Below are 22806 nucleotides of genomic sequence, written 5' to 3' on the forward strand. Positions count from 1 at the left end.
CGGGAGTGTGGGGTCGGGAGCTGCCGGCGGCCGGTCACATGCCCACCTATTGCCGGAAACCGGCAACACCTCCCGGAAGCGCGAAGTCGAGAACCGCCGGCGGCCGATCACACGCCCACCTATTGCCGGAAACCGGCAACACCTCCCGGCGGCCGCAGGATCCGGAATTGTCGGTGGCTGGTTGTAGGTTTGTCGGGTGGATACTTCTTTGGCTGTATTGAAGGAAATGCCCGATCCTCGCACGTTGGGTGACGAGGAGTGTGTCGCTTTGGCGCAGGCGGTGTCGGCTGATATCGCGCGGTTGGAGGCGGTGCGGTTCCGGGCGCTGGCGCAGTTGTCACGGCATCGTGAGGGTGCGCGGAGCGTGGTGCAGGAAGTCGCGTTCGCGTTGTCTCTTGTGGACAATCACGCGGGTGCGATGGTCGCCGCGGCCGAAGCGTTGACCACCCGCCTGCCCCGCACCCTGGGATTGATGGACCAAGGCAAACTCAGCGGCTTCGGCGCGATGAAAGTCGCCGCCGCGACCGCGTGGCTATCGGACGAGGACGCCCTCGCGGCTGATGCTCTGCTGGAGGATCGATTGGAGGACAAGAATTCCGAGCAGATCCGTAAAGCAGCGGGGCATGCGGCGATCACCGTCGACCGCGAGGGCGCGGGCAGGCGTACCGAACGGCAACGCGACGGCCGCCGATTGACCGTGCGCCACGGGGAGACGGGGGTGGCGTCGATCGAGGTCGAGGACGGCCCCGTCGAGAAGGTCGCCGCGGCTTATGTGCGGATCGATCGTGAGGCGCGGGCGTTGAAGACCGGCAGCGAGACCCGCACCCTCGACCAACTCCGTGCCGACGTGGCGCTCGATCTCCTGCTGGGCGGCCAGGGCGGGAAGACCGAACGTACCGAGGTGTTCCTCTACATGGACCTGTTCACCTACCTCGGGGTGAACGACGAACCGGCAGAGCTGGCCGGGCACGGCCATGTTCCCGCCACACTGGCCCGGGAGATCGCGACCGGTGCGGACACTGTGCTGCGGCGGATCATCACCGATCCGTTGTCCGGGCAGGTTCTGGACCTGGGCCGCAACCGATACCGGCCGTCAGCCGGGCAGGGCGAGTTTGTTCGGGTGCGGGATCGTGAGTGCCGAAGACCGGGCTGTCACCGACCGGCTCAGGCCTGCGATATCGACCACTCGGTGCCGTGGGAGTTCGGTGGGCACACCAACACAGATGAGCTGATCGACCTGTGCCGCCGAGATCATCGGTTGAAAGACGAACCGGGCTGGATCTACCGGCTCGCGTCTGATGGCACTCTGACTGTCACCACGCCGACCGGGCAGAGTTACGACAGCACACCCCCACCGCTGCACGAACCCCGCCCGGAGGCACCCCCAGCCGAGGAACCACCACCGTTCTGAGCACCGTCGCCGAAAAACGGCTAACGCTCTCTTCCCTAGCGCGGCCAGCTTGCGCGGTCATGAGCCGTTTCGCCAGCGGAACTCCACCGTTGCCGAAACCGCCTACCGCTCCCTTCCGCAACGCCACCAGCTACCCAGCCGTGAGCCACCCCACCAACGGAGCCCACCTCCGCCCCGGCTCATCGCCGAAAACCGGCGACCGTTCCCTCCCCAACGGAGCTCACCTCCGTGCCAACCCGTTGCCAAAAACGGCTACCGGCCGAACTCCAACGTCACCGCACCAACGAAACCCCACCACCCCCGGCTCATCGCCGAAAACGACCACCGCTCCCCTACCCATTGCCGCCAGTCGCCCAGCCGTGAGGCCCGCTCCACCAAGAGAGCCGCCCCACGTCCCGGCTCATCGCCGGAAACCGGCTACCGCTCGCGAGTCCAACGGAGCCCCCTCCATGCCAACCCGTTGCCGAAAAACGGCTACCGGCCAAGCTCCCACGCCGCCGCAACCCACCCCACCAACAGGACCCCACCACCCCGCCCCATCGCCGAAACCCGGCGACAGCTACCCAACACCCACCCAAGAGTCCACCCACGGTCTGAGCCCGAAGTACAGACCTCGAGCCGATCCGGGAACGAACACGGATCGGCAGGCTCACGGTCATGAAAACCGACTACGTCTTCCCCGGCCGCCGCGTCACCGCGGTCTCGATGGTCCTCGGCCCGGTCCTGCTGCTCACCGGAACGCTGCTGCGGTCCCGGTTCAACTTCTTCTTCCCCGATCAGCTCAGGGCGATGGGCGACCATCCGGCGCTGATGACCGCCGCCTACACGTGTTTCCTGGCGGGCAACGTCTTGCTGTGGCCCGCGATCCTCGCGCTCGCCACGAAGATCGGCCGGACCAAGCCCGTACTGGCCACCTGGGGCGGCTTGTTCGTCCTAATAGGACTCTTCGAGCGGACCTTCCACGCCGGGATCGACCAGGCCGCGCTGGGGCTCACCGAGCGGCGTGGAGCCTCTTTCGCCGAGAGCGTGGTCAGTGAGTCATATCAGGATCTGCATCTTTTCAGTTTCCTGTCGTTCACCATCATGTTCGGCTGGTACGTACTCGCTTTCGCCGCCTATCGCACGAAAGCGCTCGGCGTCGTCCGGTCGATCGGGCTGGCGACGATGGGACTGCTGCCGCTCGGCGTGTTGAAGGGAACCGAAATCGTGTCGATCATCGGCACCGCCGGGCTTTGTGTCGCGTTGGTCCCGGCCGGTGTCGGCGTATTACTGGAAAGTCCCAAACCGAGCCGGAAGACGGTTTTGCTCACGGTACTCGCCGTTCCGGTTCTGGGCGCGCTCGCTTTCGCGAGCACCTTGGGCTGAGGTTTCCCTCAGGCCAGTCGCGCGGGCGCTTTTCCCGCCCTGTCACCGGATTCGTGGTCGCGCCCCGCCGGGAGGCAGCTCATCAGCAGTACGACACCGACCGCACCGAGAAGCATGTGCCCGGCGAGGATGCACAGCCCACAGAATCCGATCCACAATGAGATCTTCATTCTCAGATGGTAGGGCCGTCACCGCGAACGGTGCGCGGACTTGGGAAAGACTTAAGGTCTCCTTTGGGCAAAGGGTCTGTTCGGCGTACGCGCGTAATACACCACCAAGGACACCGTCGCCGCCAGGAAGACCACCTGCATCAGGCTCCTCGGCACCAGTTCGTCCATCACCGACGTCACCGGCCCGTTCACCGCCTTGTAGACGTTCGCCGGGAACATCCCCAGCAGCAGGACGGTCAGCCCGGCGGCGGCCCACGGCGCCGTACGCGACCACAGCACGCCGGCGGCGCCCGCGAGTTCGAGGACACCGGTGACGGTGACCAGCAGCCCGGGCGCAGGCAGCGCGGGCGGCACCATCGCGACGAGTTCCTCGCGCATGCCGATGAAATGCGCGAGCCCGGTCGTGACGAACAGTGCCGCGACGCCGCCGCGCACCGCCACCGGCCAGGGCTTCAGCCGCCGGACGCCGACGGCTCCCAGCAGGGACAACGTCGCCGTGACGGCGACCAACATCAGTACGGGTACGAGACCGGGATCCATGACCATGCCCTCCGAGCAGCGAAACTTTCCACTGACAAGATGCGCCCTTGCGGCCCATCTTGTCAATGACTAGATTCGCGGGCATGAGTCCGTACCACCACGGTGACCTCCGCCGGGCCGTGCTCGACGCCGCCGTCGCGGCCGTCACCGAACACGGCCCGGCCGGCCTCAGCCTCCGCGACCTCGCCCGGCGAGCCGGGGTCTCGCACGCCGGGCCGGTACACCACTTCGGCGACAAGGCCGGGGTGCTCACCGCACTCGCCGCCGAGGGATTCGACCTGCTCGCGGACGCGCTCGCCGTCGAGAGCGGGCAGGACTTCGTCGAGGTCGGTGTCGCCTACGTGCGCTTCGCGATCGAGCATCGCGCGCATTTCGAGGTGATGTTCCGTCCCGAACTCCACCGCGAGGACGACGCGGCACTGACGGCGGCCCGTGACCGCGCGGGGCTCCTGCTGACCAGCGGCGCCTCATCGGTCAGTGACGACGAGATGGCCGGCGTCGCCGCGTGGTCGCTGATGCACGGTTTCGCCAACCTGTGGCTCACCGGCGCGCTGCGCGCCGAGCACCTCGAGGATCCGGACACCGCCGCCCGCGCGATCGCCCGGATCCTGTTCCCCTGAACGCGGCTCAGACCTGCGTGGTGGGCACGATGGTGACCTGCTGCAGGTTCACCCTCGCCGGGAGCGAGGTCAGGAAAGCCACGGTCTCGGCGATGTCGTCCGCCTTCAGCCAGGTCAGCGTCCCGCGCATGCCGTCGAGCCACTCCAGCGCGCCGGCGTCGGTGACGTGGCCCTGCAGCTCGGTCTCGACCAGACCTGGCTCGATCGCCGCGACCCGCACGTGCTTCGGGCCGAGGTCGGCACGAAGGTTCTTCGACAGGTGCGTGACGTACGCCTTCGAAGCGGCGTATACGGCGAAGGACGGGAAGATGCCCTGAGCACCGATGGACGAGGTGTTCACCAGATCGGCGACCCCCTTTTCGGCCGCCGAAGCGACCAGATGCGGGACGAACGCGCCGATCGCGTTCATCAGACCCGTCAGGTTGACGTCGATCATGCGCTGCCAGTCATCGGTGGCGAGTTCGTCGATCGGCGCGGCCAGCATCACGCCCGCGTTGTTGAACAGCAGGTCCGCGCGGCCCAGTTTCGCCTCGACCTCGGCCGCCGCGGCCCGCATCGCCCCGGCGTCGGCGACGTCGGCCGCGAGGACGAGTGCGGTACCGCCGTCCCCCTCGATCTCTTTGGCGAGCATTTCCAGCCTGTCCGTGCGACGGGCGATGAGCGCGACAGCCGCACCCGAGGCGGCGAGCCGCCGTGCGGTCGCCTCGCCGATCCCGCTGGACGCACCGGTGACGACGGCGACCCTGTTTTCGTGCCGTGCCTGGATGTTCGTCATCTTGTCTCTCCTCTGTGGACTCGTTCTGAGTCCAGGTAACCGGCCCACGAGGAGAGATGGCACGGTCTGTTCAGCCTGGGTCCGGCAGTACCAGTCAGGCCTCGAACGCGCCGAGGACGAGCCCGGCGTGCTTACGCCAGACGTCGTCGCCCTGCCCGGCGGTCAGTTCGACGATCCGGCCGAGCGCGAGGATCTGCAGGCCGATGTCCGCCGACGTGATGTCGTCCCGCAGACGTCCCTCCCGTCGCGCGCGTTCGACCAACCCGTCGAGACTCTCGGCGAGATGCGCGCGACAGGCGTCGAGAGCGCCTTCGGTGACGGTGAGCCCGTCGAGGAACGCCCGATGCCGGGCCATCATCGCCAGCGTCCGCTCGACGACGAGGCTGATCCCCTCCCAAGCGTCTTCAGCCGCTTTCGCGTTCTCGGAGACGGCCTCCCACTCGGCGACATCGTCCTCCAACACCGCTCTGACCAGGTCGTCCTTGGTGGGGAAGTGCCGGTAGACGGTGGCGACGCCGACGTCGGCCCGGCGCGCGATCTCCCGGACGTCGGTCGCGAGACCGCGTTCGGCGAAGCACTCACGCGCGGCCTCCAGCACCTGGCCGCGGTTCCGCACCGCGTCCCAGCGTTGACGTCGCGAAGTGGTCATGAGCGGATCCTACCTGTTCCGGAACTCATGTTTCGGATACGGTGATGTTCCGGATCAAGTGTTCCGGAACAGGAGGAGACCATGTCCACGATCGTGATCACCGGGGGAACCGACGGCCTCGGCCGCGCGCTGGCCGCCGACAGGCTGCGCGCGGGCCACACCGTCGTCGTGGTCGGCCGCAGTGAGGCGAAATTTCGCGAACTGCCGGGCGACGCGCATTTCATCCAGGCCGACCTGCGCGAGGTGTCGGAGAACTTCCGCGCCACCCAGGAGATCGCCGAACGCTTCCCCGTCGTCGACACGCTGGTGCTGGGCGCCGCATACGTGCATCGAGACCGGCAGTTGACCGGCGAAGGCTTCGAGCACACGTTCGCGCTGTACTACCTGAGCAGGCATGTCTTCGCGTCGGAGCTCCAAGGAGTGCTCGGTGCCGCCGAGCGGCCGCTGATCCTCGACACCACCGTCCCCGGCGCGCCGAAGGACGCCATCCGATGGGACGACTTCCAGCTCTCGAGCGGTTTCACCTGGAAGGCGGCGAACCTGCAGAGCCGCCGGATGGGCCTGTTGTCCGCGTCCCGGCTCGCCTCCGAACATGTGCGATACGTGCTCTACAACCCGGGATTCGTCCGGACGAGCCACCAGGGCGCGCTCGGCAGGACATCGCGGGCATTGGTCGGCGTCCTCGCGAAACTCCTGGGCACACCCACCGAGAAAGCGATCCTGCCGATGCTCGACCTCATCCGGAACCGGCCCGAAGCACCCTTGAGCGCGTATCAGCGCGACAAGCGGCTCACGATCGACGAGGTCGATCTTGACGAGGCCGAGCGTCTCCACGCCGCGACGCGACGGCTCCTGCGAGGAGCCGCGAGTGCCGACCAGGGCTGACCTGCGCCGATGTGCGCGGCGAGAAGAAACCAGGAAAGATCGCCGCGACTGTCGAATCGGCGGGGCGCCCTTCGTATAAGGAGTGACGAACCGCTCGATTGAGGAGGACGCCATGACCCAGTACCTGATCAGCCTCTACCACCCCGACGGCCCCGTCCCGCCGCCGGAGGTGCTCGAACCGGTGATGCGCAAGATCCAGGCGCTCAACGACGAGATGAAGACGGCCGGCGTCTGGGTGTTCGCCGCCGGACTGCACCCGCCGACCACGGCCACCGTGCTCAAGGCCAAGGAGAACGGCGAGATCGCCATGACGGACGGTCCTTACGTCGAGGGTAAGGAGCATCTCGGAGGCTTCACCATCGTCGAGGTACCGGATCTGGACGCCGCACTCGAATGGGGCAGCCGGGTCGCCGAGATCACCTATCTTCCGGTCGAGGTGCGGCCGTTCCAGGGTGTGGAAGACCCTTCGTGCGTTCCCTGACCAACGAGGACATCGGCCGTGTCTTCACCGAGGAATACGGCCGCGCGGTATCCGTGCTGGTCCGCGTCTTCGGCAGTATCGACATCGCCGAAGACGCGGTCCAGGACGCCTTCGCCGAGGCGGTGGACCGATGGCCGTCCAGCGGCCCACCGCCGAGCCCGGCGGGCTGGATCATCACGACCGCCCGCAACAAGGCCGTCGACCGTCTGCGCCGGGAAGCCGCGCGCGACGACAAGTACGCCCAGGCCGCGCTGCTCAACGCCGACGACGAACCAGCGGAGGAGGGCCCGGTGCGCGACGACCGCCTACGGCTGATCTTCACCTGCTGCCATCCGGCGCTGGCCCTCACCACGCAGGTCGCGCTTACGCTGAAACTGCTGGGCGGGCTGACCACCGGCGAGATCGCGCACGCGTTCTTCGTTCCCGAGACGACGATGGCGCAACGGCTGGTCCGGGCGAAGGGCAAGATCCGCGACGCCAAGATCCCGTACCGCGTCCCCGGTGACGCCGACCTGCCGGATCGGCTGCGTTCGGTGCTCGCGGTGATCTACCTCGTGTTCAACGAGGGCTACACGGCCAGTTCGGGCGAACGCCTGGTGCGGGACGACCTGTGCGCCGAGGCGATCCTGCTCGGCAGGTTGCTGACCGGGCTCATGCCCGACGAGCCGGAAGCCACCGGGCTGCTGGCGCTGATGCTGCTCACCGAGTCCCGCCGCGCCGCCCGCACCGGCCCGGACGGCGACGTCGTCCTGCTCACCGAGCAAGACCGGTCACGGTGGGACAGGGAGCTGATCGCCGAAGGACAGGCGCTGGTCCGCGCCTGCCTGCGGCGGAACCAGCCCGGCCCGTATCAGCTCCAAGCGGCGATCAACGCCGTCCACAGCGACGCCGCCGACACGGGGAGCACGGACTGGTCGCAGATCGTCCAGCTCTACGACCTGCTGCTGGCGGCGAACCCGACGCCGATCGTCGCGCTCAACCGGGCCGTCGCGGTGGCCGAGGTGGACGGCCCCGAAGTGGCGCTGGACGTGATCGACGGCCTCGAACTGGACGATTACCACCTCTACCACGCCATCCGCGCGGATCTGCTGCATCGCGTCGGCCGCGGGGCGGAATCGGCGCGGGAGTACGACGTGGCGATCCAGCGAGCGGGCAACAGCGCCGAAAGACGGCTGCTGGAACGGAAACTGGCCGCGGTCAGTCGCTGATCAGCCGCGCCGGACCGGGCCCTTTCGCGGCGAGGACGTCGCCAGGGTTGACCAGCACGCACTGCTCGAACGACAGGCAACCGCAGCCGATGCATTCGGTGAACCGGTCGCGCATGCACTCCAGCTGCTCGATGCGTTTGTTGAGTTCCGCGCTCCAGCAGGCGGAAGCGCGCTGCCAGAACAACCGATCCGGCTCGGCGCCTTCGGGCAGGAGGTCGAGCACCCCGCCGATCACCTCGAGCGGGATGCCCAGGTGGTGCGACGCGCGGATGAAGGCCACCAGCCGGAGCGCGCCGCGCGGGTACCGGCGCTGGTTTCCGCTGGTACGCCTGCTGCGGATGAGGCCCTGACGCTCGTAGAACCGCAGAGCGGAGGTGGCGACGCCGCTGCGCCGCGACAACTCACCGATGGTGAGTTCGGACGGCGGTTCGGACATGTCCGCCAGCCTAGCTTGACTTGAACCCTTGTTTAAGTTCCATGCTGGAGGCATGACCGAAGAGGGGATCTCCGAATGACCATCCACAAAGGACACTGGCCGACGCCGGACGGCGAGCTGGCGGCGGTGGCGCGGGAATGGCCGAGTGCCGAAGCGGCCCTGGCGGCGTTCGAGAAGCGCCGGGGCGAAGGGCTCGTCTCCTTCACCGCGTACGAGGGCATCGATCACGACGGCGCCTTCACCTACGAGCAGTGGACCAGCGAAGACGCCATCGAAGACCTGGACGGCGCGCCCGTCTTCCACCTTTACCGCGGCGAACGCGGCGAGGGTGCGCCCGGTTGCCTGGTGATCGTCTCGGTCGAGTTCGAGGGGCCCGACGAACAACGGCAACGGGACTGGATCGACCTCGTCTTCGCGGCGCTGGCCTCGGAGCCCGCGCGTCCGGAAGGCGGGATCTCGGGCTACTTCCACGTGAGCTCCGACGGGACACGCGTACTGAACTACGCCGAATGGACCGGCGCCGAAGCGCATGTCGCCGCGCTCGCGGCACCGGGCGCCAACGGCATCGGCACGACGGGCGCGTGGCAGAAGGTGCAGACGTACCCGGGGATGTCGGGCGGGTCGGTCAAGCGGTACCGCCCGATCATCTCTTCGGTGACGGCGGTGGCGGCATGAAGCCGATCCTGGTCGCCGGTGCGACGGGCAACGTCGGCTCGCAGGTGGTCGCCCAGTTGCGGGCGCGAGACGTCCCGGTCCGGCCGCTGAGCCGGACTCCGCCACCCGGCGGTGTCAGTGGCGACCTGACGAAACCCGAGACGATCGCACCGGCGCTCGACGGCGTCGACACGGTGTTCCTGATGCTCGCCGGATCCGCCGAAGCACTGGTGCCCACCGTGTCCCTGCTCGGGGAGCGGGTGAAGCGCGTGGTGTTCCTTTCTTCGGCCGCCGTCGACGATTCCGTGGCGGAGCAGGACAACGCCATCGGCGCCTGGCATCGCGTGGTCGAGGAGGCGATCGAAGCCGCCGGCGTGGACTGGACTTTCCTGCGGCCGCACGGTTTCGCGGCCAACACCCTCGGCTGGGCGCCGTCGATCCGCGCGGACGGCGTCGTCCGTGGCGCGTACGGCGAAGCGTCGCTGCCGTTGATCCACGAGAAGGACATGGCCGCGGTGGCCGTCGAAGCGCTGACCGGCGACGGGCACGCGGGCGCGAAGTACTCGCTCACCGGCCCGCGGGCGATGACGCAGATCGAGCAGGTGCGGATCCTCGGCGAGGCCGCGGACCGTCCGGCACGCTGGGAGGAGATCCCGCTGGAAGAAGCGCGCGCGGCCCTGCTCGCGAAGACGCCGGACTTCATCGTCGACACCATGCTGACCGGGATGCGCGACCTGATGACGGAACCGGGCGAGGTCACCACGACCGTCCAGGACGTCACCGGCAGGCCGGGGCTGGACTTCGAGGTCTGGGCCGCCGAGCACGCCGGCGCGTTCCGGTAAACTCGGCTTCGTGTCGACACCGGTTCATGCCGCGGCGGTCCACTAGCCGCCGTTCCTGACCTTGTCCCCCGACGAGCGACGCCCGCGGGGTTCCTTCGCCGCGGGCGAATCCAGGAACGGAAACCATGAACCCCCTGTCCACAAAGGACGGTGGTCGGCGCTGGCTGACCACCGTCGGCTCGAAACCGCCCCGAAACGTCGTGGCCGTCGACGACGCGATCACCGCCGACGAGGCGTATCGGCTCGCCGTGGCCGGCACCGGTCTCGTCTGGCACGGCGACTACCCGAACGCGCGGAACCTCCTGTCCGCGCTGTCCCGCCGTTGCGGCACGGCGGCCGGGAAACCCTTCCAGGAGCAGCGAAACCATCAGTCCCGCCGAGCGCGGATCCTCGGCGGGCTGCTGGTCCCGCTGGATCCCGGGCATGTCCTGCCGTTGCGCCGGGGTCCGGATGTCCGGGTGGCCTGCACCGAGGCGTACGGGCCTTCGGAAACCGCGTCGCTGGTGTCGCTGCGGGAGTTGCTCGGCGTCGTCGGCGCGCACGAATGGCGTATGAAAGGCGTCGAGATCCCGGCGCTCGGCGCGAAGATCCATCCGCACCACGGGGTCTTCTCCCCCGTCCGCGGCGAGTACGTCGATCTGGTCGCCAGAACTCCCTTGCCCACCAAGGAACTGGCGTTCGACATCGGCACCGGGACGGGCGTGCTCGCCGCGGTCCTCGCCCATCGCGGGGTGGGGCGCGTGGTGGCGACGGACAACGAGCCGCGGGCGCTCGCCTGCGCGCGGGAGAACTTCGGGCGGCTCGGTTTCAGCGGACTCGAAACCCTCGAGGCGGACGTGTTCCCGCCAGGACGCGCACCGCTGGTCGTCTGCAATCCGCCCTGGCTGCCGTCCCGTGCGCACACGCCGCTCGAACGCGCCGTCTACGACCCGGGAAGCCGGATGCTCCACGCGTTCCTGGATCGGCTGCCCCGGCACCTCGAACCGGGCGGGGAGGCCTGGCTGATCCTCTCCGACCTCGCCGAACTGCTGGGCCTTCGCACGCGCGAGCGGCTCCTCGCGGCGTTCGAGCGTTCCGGCCTCGAAGTCCGGGGCCGGGAGGACACGAGGCCGAGACATCCGCGGGCCACCGATCCACGCGATCCGCTGCACGCCGCTCGCGCGAAGGAGGTGACCACGCTTTGGCGGCTCACAGCCCGAGCAGCGCCCGTGCCTGACTGATGAACACGCGGGCGGCGGGGCTGACCGGCCCCTCCGTCCGCCAGGCCAGCGCCAGTTTCGCGCGCAACCCGGCGGGCCGCGTGATCTCCATGGCGTGCAGTTTCGTGTAGTAGGTCGCCAGCGACATCGGCACCACGGCGACGCCGAGCCCGCGTCCGACCAGTTCGGCGACGACGTTCGGGTCGCCGGCCTCCAGCGTCACCCTGGGCCGCGCGCTGTCGGCCAGGAAGGCCGCGTCGACGATCGCGCGCATGCCGGTGCCCTTCGGCAGGCTCACCAGCGAACGGCTTTCCAGTTCCGACAGCGTGATCGTGGCCTGCCCGGTGAGCGGATCGTCCGGCCCGGAGATGGCGACGAGCGGCTCGTCGAGGACGACCTCGAAACCGATTCCCGGCGGCGGTTCGCCGGAGAGCCCGATCAGCGCGATGTCGAAACGGCCGTCGGCGACGCCCGCGAGCAGGACGTCGGAGGTCGCCTCGGCGAGCGTGATGTCCACGGCGGGATGGCGTTCGTGGAAGCGCTCGAGCAGATCCGGCAGGTTGACCGGACCGCGCGAGGACACCATGCCCATCGCGACCTGGCCGCGGACCAGGCCGGTGAGATCGTCGACCGACTGCCGCACCCCGGCGACGGCGGCGAGCGCGGCCCGCGCGTGCGGCAGCGCGGCGGCGCCGACCTCGGTCAGCCGCACCGCCCTCGCCGACCTGTCGAGCAGCGGCTGGCCGAGTTCGCGTTCGAGACGGCGGATCTGGGCGCTGACGCCGGGCTGCGCGACGTGCAGCCGCTCGGCGGCGCGGGTGAAGTTGGCCTCCTCGGCCACCGCGACGAAGTATTCGAGCTGACGCAGTTCCATAACCGATGATTATAGTTCCCAGACAAACCAGATCTTGGACTTATGACTGAATCGAGACCATCCTGGTCTCATGACCACGATGCTCCGCCCCGGCGATTCCGGGTACGACTCCGAACTCGCCGGCTTCCAGACCGCCGTATCCCGCCGTCCCGACGTCATCGTGGCCGCCGCTTCGGCCGCGGACGTCGTCGAAGCCGTCCGCCACGCCGGCGAGCACGACCTCCCGGTCGCCGTGCACTCCACCGGGCACGGCGTGGGCATCCCCTTCGAGGGCGGTGTCCTCGTCACCACCCAGCGGATGACCGGGATCCGGATCGACGCCGGGATCGCCAGGGTCGACGCGGGTGTGCGCTGGGGCGCGGTGATCGAAGCGGCCGCCGAGCACGGGCTGGCGCCGCTGAGCGGCTCCTTCCCCGGTGTCGGCGTCGTCGGCTACACGCTCGGCGGCGGGTTCAGCCTGCTCGGCCGCAAGTACGGGCTGGCCGCCGACCAGGTGACGGCCATCGAGGTCGTGACCGCGGACGGCGAGCTCCGGCGCGCCACCCCGGACACCGAGCAGGACCTCTTCTGGGCGCTGCGCGGCGGCCGCGACAACTTCGGGATCGTCACCGCGCTCGAGTTCCGGCTCGTCCCGGTCACCCGGTTGTACGGCGGCAGCCTGCAATTCGGCACCGAGTCGCTCGCCACGGTGCTCCGTGCCTGGCGCGACTGGGCGGCGGAGATGCCGCGCGAGATGACCTCGTCGCTGGGCATGGTCCCGATGCCGGATCTGCCGATGCTGCCCGAGCCGCTGCGCGGGCAGCACGTCGCCCAGATCCGGATCGCCTATCTCGGCGACGCCGCCGAGGGCGAACGCCTGGTCGCGCCCTTGCGCGCCGCCGCGGCGACGCTGGGCGACACACTCGCCGAGATCCCGTTCACCGAATCCGGCAAGATCGCGAACGAGCCGCCGTTCCCGCACGGCTACCGCGCCGACAACGCCACCGTGTCCGAACTCAACGACGCCATGCTCGACGCGATCCTCGAGCACGCGGGCCCGGACGCACCGGTACCGACGGTCGTCCTGCTCGACCTGCTCGGTGGCGCGCTGTCCGACACGCCCGAGCACCCCGGCGTCGGCTGGGATCGCGAAGCCCGGTTCACCGTCCGGGCACTGTCCGTGGTGGACGACGCTTCGATCGCGAAGATCCGGAGCGCCCACGGAAAGCTGTTCGACGCGCTGAAGCCCTGGTCGACAGGCAAATTGCTGACCTTCGTCTACGGCGAGAGCGGCCCGGGCGAGGAAGCGTCCCGGGTGTACTCCGCGGCGGACCTGCGACGGCTCGCCGAGATCAAGGCGGCCGTCGACCCGGCGAACCGGTTCCGGCTCACCCATAACGTCGAACCGGCGCGTGACGCTGGGTGATCTCCGAAATCCGCTGGTAGGAGGCCCCTATCCGGCGCGAAGGCGCAGTGGGCGGCACCCGTATACTTCCGGGCCGATACCGCCATTAGGGGGCACTGTGCGCACTTTGGACCATGACGAGTTCCTCGCCATGCGTCGGTTCCCCGCGCTCGACGGGCTGCGCGCGATCGCGGCCACCATCGTGATCCTCTTCCACTTCGCGGGTCCGAAGTGGAGCTGGCTGTCCGGCTGGGTCGGTGTCTACATCTTCTTCGTGCTGTCCGGCTTCCTGATCACGACGCTCCTGCTGCGTGAACAGGACCGGACCGGCCGGATCTCGCTTTCGGCGTTCTACCTGCGCCGGGTGTTCCGGATCCTGCCGCCGTACCTGGTGATCCTCGGCGGGATCGTCGTGTTCGTGTGGCTGCGCGGCGAATTCTTCACCCGCGAGTTCCCGCACGCGCTGAAGTACTACCTGACGTTCTTCAACGAGTTCCTGCCCGGCAGCAAGCCGGACGGCGCGGACAACTTCTTCAGCGGCTCGTGGACGCTGGGCATCGAGGAGAAGTTCTACCTGGTCTGGCCGTTCCTGCTGGTGGTCGCGGGCGCCGTCGGGCTGGCCGCGGCCTGGCGCAAGCTCGCGCTGGCGTTCGCCGCGTTCGCGCTGATGGCGGGGCTGGTGGGGGTCACCAGCGGCTGGGTGCTCAACGGGCCGCAGGTGCCGATCTACCGCTCGACGGTGCACTACGCGATCCTGCTGATCGGCTGCGTGCTGGCGATCGCGATGCACTACCGCCGGTCCTACGCGGTGATCAAACCGCTGACCCATCCGCTCGCGGCGATCCCGGTGTTCGGCGCTTTCGCCGTACTGCACGTCAACATGGAAAGCCTGTGGTGGGAGACCGGCAGCAACCTCGGCCTGCTGATCGCCTACGGCCTGCTCTCGGCGATGTTGCTGGTCGTGCTGGTCTCGCCGGGGCCGCTGCGCTGGCTGCTGGCGACCAGGGTGATGCGTTTCGTCGGTGAGCGCTCGTACTCGCTCTACCTGCTGCAGGGCCCGGTGCACTTCGCAGTGGTCGCGGCGATCCCGCCGCTGGGCGAACACCGGATGATCAGCGCGCTGACCGTGTTCGCGGTGGGGCTGGGGATCGCGGACCTGATCCACCGCTGGGTGGAGCAGCCGATGATCGTCACCGGCAAGAAGCTGATCGCGCGCCGCCAGGAACGCAAGGCGCTGCGAGCAGCCGAAGCCGAACTCCAGCGGCCGAGCGCCGTCGAGGCCCCCAGCGGCGCGCGCTGAACACCTGCGTTTATCGAGCAGAAGGGCAGACTTCCGGGGTGTCGCGAAAGCCACTTTCGGGACGCCTGATGTCCCGAAAGTGGCTTTCGCGACACGGCCGCTCCGCATCGGACGCGGCGAAGGAGGCCTTCATCCCGTCGCCGGCTCCGCCCACGAACACCCCACCTTTGACTGACCCTCCAATAAGTCCTCTGGTGGCGGTCGTTCGTAGCACGAACTACCGCCACGAGAGGACTGAACGCGTGAGTCAGCGGGAGATCGTGACGACCGGGATCACCCGATCGGTCTTCTTCTCGTATTCGGCGAAGCCCGGCATCGTGCTGACCATCTTCGCGTAGAGACGGTCTCGCTCGGCGCGGTCTTCGAGTACGACGGTCGCCGTCGCGTCGAACTTCTCCGTGCCGACCTCGAGGGTGACCTTCGGGTTCGCCACGATGTTGTGGTACCAGGCCGGGTTCTTGTCCGATCCGGCGTACGACGCGGCGATGAGGTAGTTGCCGTCTTCCATCGCGTACACGAGCGGCGAGGTGCGCGGCTCGCCGCTCTTCGCCCCCGTGGTGGTGAGGAGCAGCAGGGAGCCGCCCTCGAACATGCCGCCCACCTTCCCCTCGTTCTCCCGGAATTCCTTGATGATGTTCTTGTTCCAGTCGAGCGTTTCGGACATCTTTCCTCCTGTGTGGATCTCCCCGGCCGAGGCTACTCAGTCTTCGCGGGCCTTGCGGCGCTGCGCTTCGGCGCGCTCCCGGCATTTGCGCAGGAACTCTTCGTCGTCCTCGGCGCTCGTCGCGGCGAACCGGCCCGGCCGGTCGTACTCCGGGAACGCCGGGCTCTCGCGTTCGTAACGGCCGCGCGGGGTCCGGGCGGCGTGCTGCGGGCGGCCGGCGACCAGCCACACGATCGAGCCGATCAGCGGGACGATCAGCACCAGCAGCAACCACATCCCCTTGGGCATGTTGCGGCACGATCCTTCGTCCGTGGTGATCACGTCGACGATGCAGAAGATCCACAGGCCGAGTGTGAGAACGCCGAAGAAACCATTGAAATACAGCATCGAAAAACTCCCCAGTTCCGGATTGCCGGGGTAAGTATTAGCACAGGAGGACGTCAAGAATTCCCGCGGCCACGTCGAGTGCCCGCGTCTGTCCCGGGCACCGCTTGGGCCCTGCTCCGAACGGACGTTCCGTCAGGTCCACCTCGACCACATCGCCGTCGACCCACCGCCGGGTGATCCGCACCGGCGGGTCCTCGCGCAGGACCCGGTCGAGCAGGCTCGCGACGTCCTCACCGGGCCGGTGGGCCGCCATGGCCTTGCCGAGCAGCTTCGCCGTCGCGTCGCAGGCCTGCACCAGGAGTCCGATCCGCGCGGCCGTCCGCTCGTCGACGTCGCCACCGCAGGCCTCGATCAGTCGCCGCATGGCCGCTTCGGCTTCGGGCCCGGTTTCGGTGTGCGGGTGGTAGCTCGCGGAAACCGTTGCGATGTCGTGGGAAACGTCCGGGAGACCGAGTTCCGCGGCGAGGACGGCGACCGGGACCGTCCACAGGATCCGGTCCACCGGCTCCTCCCGCAAGGCGTAAGTGAGCGCGAACGCCTTGTCCCGCAAGGAGCCCATCGGGGCGAGTTCGGCGAGCACGAGCCCGCGGCGCCGCGCGTGGTCCTCCGGGCGGCTGAACCGGGCGACGTTCGCGCGCAGCCAGCGGACACCACCCGGTTCGACGGCTTCGGGCACCGGCGGGACGGGGGCTTCGATCAGTGGGTCTCGCATACCGTGACGCTAAGTGCGGAACGCTTCGGTCACGGCCGAAACATGAGCTCATCGTCGTTGTATGGTGACCGGGTGACGGCCGTGTCGGAGACAACCGAAGTCGACGGCGCGGGGCGAACGGCGCAACCGCGCCAGTTGATCGTGACCGTGTACGGCCTCTACTCACGCGGCGAAGGCGGCTGGCTTTCCGTCCGCTCCCTGATCGATCTACTGGCCGGAGTGGACGTCGAGGAACCCGCCGTCCGGTCGTCCATTTCCCGCTTGAAGCGGCGCGGGATCCTTTCCGCGGTCCGCCGGACCGGGGCGGCCGGGTACGAACTCTCCGAAACCGCGCTGGCGATCCTGCGCGAAGGCGACGAGCGGATCTTCCGCCGCGAACGCGCCACCCCCGGCGACGGGTGGCTGCTGGCGGTGTTCTCCGTCCCGGAAGCCGAAAGGCACAAAAGGCACGTTCTGCGCACACAGCTCGCCCGGCTCGGCTTCGGGACCGCGTCGTCCGGCGTCTGGATCGCGCCCGCGCATCTGCGCGACGCGACCTCCGACATGCTGCGACGGCTCGAGCTGGAGGGTTACGCCGACCTCTTCCACGCCGAGCACCTCGCGTTCGGCGACGTGCGGGAGAAGGTCCGCGACTGGTGGGACCTCGACCAGCTCGAGTCGCTGTACTCCGCCTTCCTCGACGAGCACGCGCCCGCGCTCCGGCGCTGGCAGCGGCGCAAGACCACGGACGAGGCCGAGGCGTTCGCCGACTACGTCCGCGTGCTGACCGACTGGCGGCGGCTGCCGTACCTCGACCCGGGCCTGCCCGCCGAACTGCTGCCCGCCGGCTGGGCCGGGATCCGCGCCGCGGACCTGTTCTTCACGCTGCACTCGCGACTGGGCGAGGCCGCGGCCGCGCACGTGTCGCACACCCTCCCCTAGACCACCGCGAAGCCCTGCACCTCCACCAGCGCCTCGACGTCCCAAAGCCGGCTGACGCCGATCCCCGCCATCGCGGGGTACTCGCTCCCGGCCAGCCGCTTCCACACGGCGCCGATCTCGCGCGCGTGGGCCTTGTAGTCGTCCATGTCGACGATGTAGATGGTCACGCTGCACAGATCCGACGGCTCCCCGCCCGCCGCGCGCAACGCGGTGAGCAAATTGGACAGCGCGCGTTCGAACTGCTCGACCACCCCTTCGCCGACGATGCGGTTTTCTTCGTTCAAAGCCGTCTGACCGGCGAGGAAGACGAACCGGCCGCTCGCCGAGACGGCGTGCGAGAAGCCGGAAGGACGGCCGAGCCCGGGCGGGTTGATGCGCTCCATGCGGATCAGCATATCCCGCATCGTTGACGGTCGTACATACCGCGACATACCCTGGGCGACGTGCGTATCGCGGTGTTAGGCGGCGGCCCGGCGGGGCTCTACTTCGCCACGCTGGCGAAACAGCTCCATCCCGATCACGAGATCACCGTCTGGGAGCGCAACGCGCCCGACGACACCTTCGGATTCGGGGTGGTGTTCTCCGACGAGACGCTCGGCGGCATCGAGCACGCCGATCCGGTGATCCACGCCGCCATGCGGCGCGAGTTCGCGCGCTGGGACGACATCGACGTCCACTTCCGGGGCACGGTGCACACCTCCGGCGGGCACGGGTTCGCCGCGATGAGCCGCAAACGGCTGCTCGGCCTCCTCCAGGAACGCTGCGCGGAACTCGGCGTGGACGTGCGTTTCCACACCGAGGCGCCGAGCGCCGCCGAGGCGAGCGCGGAGTACGACCTCGTCGTCGCGGCGGACGGCGTCAACTCGCCGACCCGCAACGCCCTCGCCGGGAGCTTCCGCCCGACCCTGCAGACCCGCCGCTGCAAGTACATCTGGCTGGGCACGGATCTCGTGTTCGACGCCTTCAAGTTCCACGTCCTCGAAACCCCGCACGGGATCATGCAGATCCACGGCTACCCGTACAGCGACACCGCGAGCACGTTCATCCTCGAGCTGCACGAGGACGTCTGGCAGCGCGCTTTCGGCGAGATCGCCTCGACCTCGCTGGCGCCGGGCGAGAGCGACGAGAAGTCGATCGAGGTCATCCGCGAACTGTGCGCCGACGTCCTCGGCGACCATCAGACGTTCGCCAACAACTCGAAGTGGACGGCGTTCGCCACCGTACGCTGCGCGAGCTGGCGCCACGAGAACGTCGTCCTGCTCGGCGACGCCGCGCACACGGCGCATTTCTCCATCGGCTCCGGCACCAAACTCGCCATGGAGGACGCGCTCGCGCTCGCCGCCTGCCTGCACGAACAGTCCGATATGGACAGTGCGTTGACCGCTTACGAGGCCGAGCGCCGCCCCGTCGTCACCTCGACCCAGCGTGCCGCGCAGGCGAGCCTGGAGTGGTTCGAGAACATGGGCCAGTACACGCATCAGGACCCGGCGCAGTTCGCGTTCAACATCCTCACCCGCAGCCGCCGCGTCACCTACGACAACCTCCGGCTGCGCGATCCCGAGTTCGCCACCGAACTGGACACCTGGTTCGCGTCCACTTTGGACACCGACGTCAAGCCGCCGATGTTCCAGCCGTACCGGATCGGCAACCTCGACCTGCCGAACCGCGTCGTCGTCTCCCCGATGGACATGTACTCCTCCTCCGACGGCGTCCCGACCGATTTCCACCTGGTGCACCTGGGAAGCAAGGCGCTCGGCGGCGCCGGGCTGGTGATGACGGAGATGGTCTGTGTCTCCGAGACCGGCCGTATCACCCCCGGCTGCGGCGGGCTGTACACCGAGGAACAAGAACGCGCCTGGACGAGGGTCACCGACTTCGTCCACGGCAACACCCCCGCGCGGATCGGCGTCCAGCTCGGCCATTCCGGGCGCAAGGGCTCCACGAAGCTGATGTGGGACGGCATCGACCAGCCGCTACCGGAAGGCAACTGGGAGATCTGCGCTCCGTCCGCGCTCCCGTACAGCGAGGCGAACCAGACCCCGCGCGAGCTGACGATCGCGGAACTCGCCGAGATCCGTGAGCAGTTCGCGGAATCCGCCCGTGCCGCCGGTCGCGCCGGATTCGATCTCCTCGAACTCCACTGCGCGCACGGCTACCTCCTGTCGTCCTTCCTTTCCCCGCTGACCAACCACCGCACCGACGCCTACGGCGGCTCGCTGGAGAACAGGCTGCGCTTCCCGCTCGAAGTCTTCGACGCGGTCCGCGCGGCGTGGCCCGCCGACCGGCCGATGACGGTCCGCATCTCCGCGACCGACTGGTACGACGGCGGGATCGACGTCGAAGACGCCGTCGAGATCGCCCGCGCGTTCGCCGAGCACGGCGTCGACGGCATCGATGTCTCGACAGGGCAGGTCGTCAGCGAGGAAAAGCCCGAGTACGGCCGGAGCTACCAGACGCCGTACGCCGACAGGATCCGCAACGAGATCGGGCGCGAGTACGGGGTCGCGGTGATCGCCGTCGGCGCGATCTCCTCCTACGACGACGTCAACTCGCTCATCCTGGCTGGCCGCGCGGATCTGTGCGCCCTCGGCAGGACCCACCTTTACAATCCACAGTGGACACTTCACGCCGCGGCCGAACAGGATTACGCGATGCCGTGGCCGAAGCAGTACGCGGCGGGCAGCCGGAAACCACAGGGCGGCCGCACCGACGGGCCGAAACCGCGGCTGGAGCTGTTGCGGTCAGGGGAACCCGGCACCGCGCACGCACGCTGGCGACCGGGGAGCGACCGATGACAGCCTTCGCACTGAGCCCGCAGCAGCAGGCCTTCGCCGCCGAGGTCCGACGGCTGGGCGCCGAGAAGCTCCGGCCGCTGGCCGAATCCGGCACCGAAGGCGCGGTCAACCGGCCGCTGCTCGAGGAAATGGGCGCGCTCGGCCTGCTTTCCCGGCTGTTCCCCGGTGTCGACGGCGGCAGCCCGAGCCGGGAGGCCGCCGCGACGGATCTCTGCATCCTGCGGGAATCCCTCGCGAGCCAGAGCACCGAGGCCGAGACCGCGTTGGCCCTGCAGGGTTTGGGCACGTATCCGGTGCTCCAGTCCGGACGGGATTCGCAGGTCTCGAAATGGGTTCCCGCCGTGGCCGCGGGTGACGCCGTCGCCGCTTTCGCGCTCACCGAACCGAACGCGGGCTCCGACGCGGCGGCCCTGGAACTCTCCGCCGAACCCGACGGCGACGGCTGGCGTCTCACCGGCGAGAAGATGTGGATCTCCAACGCCCCCGAGGCCGATTTCTACAGCGTTTTCGCCCGCACCACCCCGGACGCGGGCTCGCGCGGCGTCTCCGCTTTCGTCGTCCCCGCCGATCGTGCCGGGCTTTCCGGCGAGCATCTCGACCTCGTCAGCCCGCATCCCATCGGCACCCTCGTGTTCGACGGGGTCCGGGTCGAGCGGGACGAACTGCTCGGCGAGCAGGACCGCGGTTTCGGCGTCGCCATGCGAACACTGGACCTGTTCCGGCCGAGCGTCGGCGCGTTCGCCGTCGGGATGGCGCAAGCCGCTCTCGACGTCGCCGTCGCCCACGCCCAGAACCGGGTCGCGTTCGGCGGACCGTTGCTGAAACAGCAAACGGTGGCGCACACCCTCGCCGAAATGGCGACCCGCACCGAGGCGTCGCGGCTGCTCGTCTACGCCGCAGCGGCCGCCTACGACGCGGGCGAGCGGAACCTCGCCGGCCGCGCGGCGATGGCGAAACTGTTCGCCACCGAGACAGCCCAGTACGTCGTCGATTCGGCCGTCCAGATCCACGGCGCGCGGGCGCTGCGGCGCGGGCATCTGCTCGAACACCTCTACCGCGAGGTCCGGGCGCCGCGGATCTACGAAGGCGCGTCCGAGGTGCAGCGGACGATCATCGCGCGGTCGCTGACTTCCTGACCCGCTCGACGATGTCGCGGTAGGAGAGCCCGCTCTGCTTGATCGTCCGCGCCTGCGTCTCGCGATCGACCCGTACCAGGCCGAGCCTTTTGGCATAGCCGTATGCCCATTCGAAACTGTCCAAAAAGGACCAGGCGAAGTAGCCGCGGACATCCGCGCCCGCCTGCCGCGCGGCGGCGGTGGCGGCGATGTGCGCGGACAGGTACGCGGCTCGGTCTTCGTCGCGGACGAAGCCTGTCTCGTCGGGGACGTCGGTGAAAGCCGCGCCGTTTTCGGTGACGTAGAGCGGCAGGCCGGGATAGTCGCGACTGATCCGGACGAGGAGTTCGGTGAGCTTGTCCGGCAGGATCTCCCAGCCCAGCACCGTCGACGGCGCCCCGAACGGCACCTTGCGGAACGAGGGCATCCCGAAGTGCTCCACCGCGTTCCCGTTCTCCTCCACCCCGGAGTAGCGCGTCCCGAAGTAGTAGTCGACGCCGAGGAAGTCGAGCGGCGCCGCGATGATCGACGGATCCCACGGTTCGGACGGCAGCCGGATGCCCTGTCGCGCGAGATCCTCGAGGACGTCCTCCGGGTACCGGCCGTGCACGAGCGCGTCGAGATAGAACCTCGTGCCGAGCCCGTCCTCGAACCGGGCGGCCTCGCGGTCGGCTTCGCTGGAGGTGGCCGGGTCGGCGGTGCTCAGGTTGAGCGTGATGCCGAACTTCGTGCCGGGCCGCGCGAGTTCCCGCATCCGCCGGACGGCGAGGCCGTGGCCGAGCAGCAGGTGGTGCGCCGCCGCCATCCCCGCCTTCGCGTCACGGCGGCCGGGCGCCATCACCCCGTGGACGTAACCGTGCATGGCCGTGCACCACGGCTCGCTCAGCGTCGTCCAGTTGCGGACGCGGTCACTCAGCCGCTCGAACACGAGCGTCGCGTAATCGGCGAAACGGACAGCGGTGTCGCGGGCGGGCCAGCCGCCCGCGTCCTCGAGGTGCTGGGGCAGATCCCAGTGATACAGCGTCAGCCACGGATCGATGCCGTTGTTGAGCAGCTCGTCGACCAGCCTGTCGTAGAAGGCGATCCCGGCCGGGTTGACGCCGCCGCGCCCGCGCGGCTGCACCCTCGGCCAGGACACGGAGAACCGGTAGGTGTCGACGCCGAGTTCCTTCACCAGCGCGATGTCGGCGGGCATCCGGTGGTAGTGGTCGCAGGCGACCTCGCCGGTGTCACCGTTGTCGATCGACCAGGGCGATTGGCCGTAGGTGTCCCAAATGGACGGTGTTCGTCCGTCTTCGGCGACCGCGCCTTCGATCTGGTAGGCCGAGCTGCCGACTCCCCACCGGAAATCGGACGGCAAGGTGCCGATGAGCTCGTTTTCCTCCGTCACGGCACCCTCCTCCCGGCCAGCCTGCCTTA

At 68.8% G+C, this 22806-nt stretch carries 25 protein-coding genes; 14 read left to right on the forward strand and 11 right to left on the reverse strand.

Annotation, left to right across the window (positions count from 1 at the left end; translation table 11 throughout):
- Positions 1–208: 208 nt before the first annotated feature.
- Complete coding sequence (locus HDA45_RS15740) at positions 209–1411, forward strand: HNH endonuclease signature motif containing protein (RefSeq protein ID WP_378316483.1); 1203 nt, start codon at positions 209–211, stop codon at positions 1409–1411.
- Between the two features lie 657 nt (positions 1412–2068).
- Positions 2069–2776 carry a hypothetical protein gene (locus tag HDA45_RS15745; RefSeq protein ID WP_184895996.1) on the forward strand — a complete coding sequence of 236 codons (708 nt, stop codon included), beginning with the start codon at positions 2069–2071 and terminating at the stop codon, positions 2774–2776.
- A gap of 8 nt (positions 2777–2784) precedes the next feature.
- Here HDA45_RS15745 and HDA45_RS15750 read toward each other — a convergent pair whose 3' ends face one another.
- On the reverse strand, positions 2785–2946 hold the full coding sequence (locus tag HDA45_RS15750) for a hypothetical protein (RefSeq protein WP_184895998.1): 162 nt from the start codon (positions 2944–2946) through the stop codon (positions 2785–2787).
- 51 nt (positions 2947–2997) lie between these two features.
- On the reverse strand, positions 2998–3492 hold the full coding sequence (locus HDA45_RS15755; protein WP_184896000.1) for a DoxX family protein: 495 nt from the start codon (positions 3490–3492) through the stop codon (positions 2998–3000).
- 77 nt (positions 3493–3569) lie between these two features.
- On the opposite strand from HDA45_RS15755, the gene HDA45_RS15760 reads away from it, so the two are divergent.
- Positions 3570–4106: a TetR/AcrR family transcriptional regulator gene (locus HDA45_RS15760; RefSeq protein ID WP_184896002.1), complete on the forward strand. Its 537-nt coding sequence runs from the start codon at positions 3570–3572 to the stop codon at positions 4104–4106.
- A gap of 7 nt (positions 4107–4113) precedes the next feature.
- Here HDA45_RS15760 and HDA45_RS15765 read toward each other — a convergent pair whose 3' ends face one another.
- Positions 4114–4881, reverse strand: a complete 768-nt coding sequence (locus HDA45_RS15765; protein WP_184896004.1) for an SDR family oxidoreductase — start codon at positions 4879–4881, stop codon at positions 4114–4116.
- 94 nt (positions 4882–4975) lie between these two features.
- Positions 4976–5530, reverse strand: coding sequence for a TetR/AcrR family transcriptional regulator (locus HDA45_RS15770; protein WP_184896006.1), 555 nt, complete (start codon positions 5528–5530; stop codon positions 4976–4978).
- A gap of 81 nt (positions 5531–5611) precedes the next feature.
- On the opposite strand from HDA45_RS15770, the gene HDA45_RS15775 reads away from it, so the two are divergent.
- The 3 genes from HDA45_RS15775 to HDA45_RS15785 all read left to right on the forward strand — a co-directional run bounded on the left by HDA45_RS15775 (position 5612) and on the right by HDA45_RS15785 (position 8104).
- Entirely contained in the window at positions 5612–6415 is an 804-nt protein-coding gene (locus HDA45_RS15775; protein ID WP_184896008.1) for an SDR family NAD(P)-dependent oxidoreductase, read from the forward strand.
- Between the two features lie 112 nt (positions 6416–6527).
- On the forward strand, positions 6528–6896 hold the full coding sequence (locus tag HDA45_RS15780) for a YciI family protein (protein ID WP_184896010.1): 369 nt from the start codon (positions 6528–6530) through the stop codon (positions 6894–6896).
- The gene (locus HDA45_RS15785; protein WP_184896012.1) at positions 6884–8104 is read left to right on the forward strand and encodes a sigma-70 family RNA polymerase sigma factor; all 1221 of its coding nucleotides are present in this window, start codon (positions 6884–6886) and stop codon (positions 8102–8104) included. The genes HDA45_RS15780 and HDA45_RS15785 overlap by 13 nt, the downstream gene beginning before the upstream one ends.
- On the opposite strand, the gene soxR is transcribed toward HDA45_RS15785, so the two are convergent.
- Positions 8094–8540 carry a redox-sensitive transcriptional activator SoxR gene (soxR, locus tag HDA45_RS15790; protein ID WP_184896014.1) on the reverse strand — a complete coding sequence of 149 codons (447 nt, stop codon included), beginning with the start codon at positions 8538–8540 and terminating at the stop codon, positions 8094–8096. The two genes, HDA45_RS15785 and soxR, sit on opposite strands and share 11 nt — an antisense overlap.
- A gap of 75 nt (positions 8541–8615) precedes the next feature.
- Here soxR and HDA45_RS15795 point away from each other — a divergent pair, with 75 nt between their 5' ends.
- The 3 genes from HDA45_RS15795 to HDA45_RS15805 all read left to right on the forward strand — a co-directional run bounded on the left by HDA45_RS15795 (position 8616) and on the right by HDA45_RS15805 (position 11256).
- Positions 8616–9215 (forward strand): antibiotic biosynthesis monooxygenase, encoded by a 600-nt coding sequence (locus HDA45_RS15795; RefSeq protein ID WP_184896016.1) that lies wholly within the window; start codon positions 8616–8618, stop codon positions 9213–9215.
- Positions 9212–10036 (forward strand): SDR family oxidoreductase, encoded by an 825-nt coding sequence (locus HDA45_RS15800; RefSeq protein ID WP_184896018.1) that lies wholly within the window; start codon positions 9212–9214, stop codon positions 10034–10036. The genes HDA45_RS15795 and HDA45_RS15800 overlap by 4 nt, the downstream gene beginning before the upstream one ends.
- Before the next feature lie 125 nt (positions 10037–10161).
- A complete protein-coding gene (locus HDA45_RS15805; protein WP_184896020.1) occupies positions 10162–11256 on the forward strand; it encodes a methyltransferase in 1095 nt (364 codons plus the stop codon).
- Here the strand turns inward: HDA45_RS15805 and HDA45_RS15810 are convergent.
- On the reverse strand, positions 11225–12109 hold the full coding sequence (locus HDA45_RS15810) for a LysR family transcriptional regulator (protein ID WP_184896022.1): 885 nt from the start codon (positions 12107–12109) through the stop codon (positions 11225–11227). The two genes, HDA45_RS15805 and HDA45_RS15810, sit on opposite strands and share 32 nt — an antisense overlap.
- A 70-nt stretch (positions 12110–12179) precedes the next feature.
- Between HDA45_RS15810 and HDA45_RS15815 the strand changes: the two genes are divergently transcribed.
- On the forward strand, positions 12180–13514 hold the full coding sequence (locus HDA45_RS15815) for an FAD-binding oxidoreductase (RefSeq protein WP_184896024.1): 1335 nt from the start codon (positions 12180–12182) through the stop codon (positions 13512–13514).
- 97 nt (positions 13515–13611) lie between these two features.
- Positions 13612–14793 carry an acyltransferase family protein gene (locus HDA45_RS15820; protein ID WP_184896026.1) on the forward strand — a complete coding sequence of 394 codons (1182 nt, stop codon included), beginning with the start codon at positions 13612–13614 and terminating at the stop codon, positions 14791–14793.
- Between the two features lie 247 nt (positions 14794–15040).
- Here the strand turns inward: HDA45_RS15820 and HDA45_RS15825 are convergent, their stop codons facing one another.
- Genes HDA45_RS15825 through HDA45_RS15835 form a run of 3 tightly spaced genes read right to left on the reverse strand, consistent with a single transcriptional unit; the run spans position 15041 to position 16556 of the window.
- Entirely contained in the window at positions 15041–15457 is a 417-nt protein-coding gene (locus tag HDA45_RS15825) for a nitroreductase family deazaflavin-dependent oxidoreductase (protein WP_184896028.1), read from the reverse strand.
- A gap of 36 nt (positions 15458–15493) precedes the next feature.
- On the reverse strand, positions 15494–15844 hold the full coding sequence (locus HDA45_RS15830) for a PLDc N-terminal domain-containing protein (RefSeq protein WP_184896030.1): 351 nt from the start codon (positions 15842–15844) through the stop codon (positions 15494–15496).
- A 37-nt stretch (positions 15845–15881) separates the two neighbouring features.
- Positions 15882–16556, reverse strand: a complete 675-nt coding sequence (locus HDA45_RS15835) for a cytochrome P450 family protein (RefSeq protein WP_184896032.1) — start codon at positions 16554–16556, stop codon at positions 15882–15884.
- A gap of 72 nt (positions 16557–16628) precedes the next feature.
- On the opposite strand from HDA45_RS15835, the gene HDA45_RS15840 reads away from it, so the two are divergent.
- Positions 16629–17477 (forward strand): PaaX family transcriptional regulator C-terminal domain-containing protein, encoded by an 849-nt coding sequence (locus tag HDA45_RS15840; protein ID WP_184896034.1) that lies wholly within the window; start codon positions 16629–16631, stop codon positions 17475–17477.
- Here the strand turns inward: HDA45_RS15840 and HDA45_RS15845 are convergent.
- Positions 17474–17872: a RidA family protein gene (locus HDA45_RS15845; protein WP_184896036.1), complete on the reverse strand. Its 399-nt coding sequence runs from the start codon at positions 17870–17872 to the stop codon at positions 17474–17476. The genes HDA45_RS15840 and HDA45_RS15845 overlap by 4 nt on opposite strands.
- Before the next feature lie 48 nt (positions 17873–17920).
- Here HDA45_RS15845 and HDA45_RS15850 point away from each other — a divergent pair, with 48 nt between their 5' ends.
- The gene (locus tag HDA45_RS15850; RefSeq protein ID WP_184896038.1) at positions 17921–20272 is read left to right on the forward strand and encodes a bifunctional salicylyl-CoA 5-hydroxylase/oxidoreductase; all 2352 of its coding nucleotides are present in this window, start codon (positions 17921–17923) and stop codon (positions 20270–20272) included.
- Entirely contained in the window at positions 20269–21408 is a 1140-nt protein-coding gene (locus HDA45_RS15855; protein ID WP_184896040.1) for an acyl-CoA dehydrogenase family protein, read from the forward strand. The genes HDA45_RS15850 and HDA45_RS15855 overlap by 4 nt, the downstream gene beginning before the upstream one ends.
- Here the strand turns inward: HDA45_RS15855 and HDA45_RS15860 are convergent.
- Complete coding sequence (locus HDA45_RS15860; RefSeq protein ID WP_184896042.1) at positions 21383–22777, reverse strand: GH1 family beta-glucosidase; 1395 nt, start codon at positions 22775–22777, stop codon at positions 21383–21385. The two genes, HDA45_RS15855 and HDA45_RS15860, sit on opposite strands and share 26 nt — an antisense overlap.
- Between the last annotated feature and the right edge of the window lie 29 nt (positions 22778–22806).

This window comes from Amycolatopsis umgeniensis, assembly GCF_014205155.1.
In the GTDB taxonomy this organism is placed as follows: domain Bacteria; phylum Actinomycetota; class Actinomycetes; order Mycobacteriales; family Pseudonocardiaceae; genus Amycolatopsis; species Amycolatopsis umgeniensis.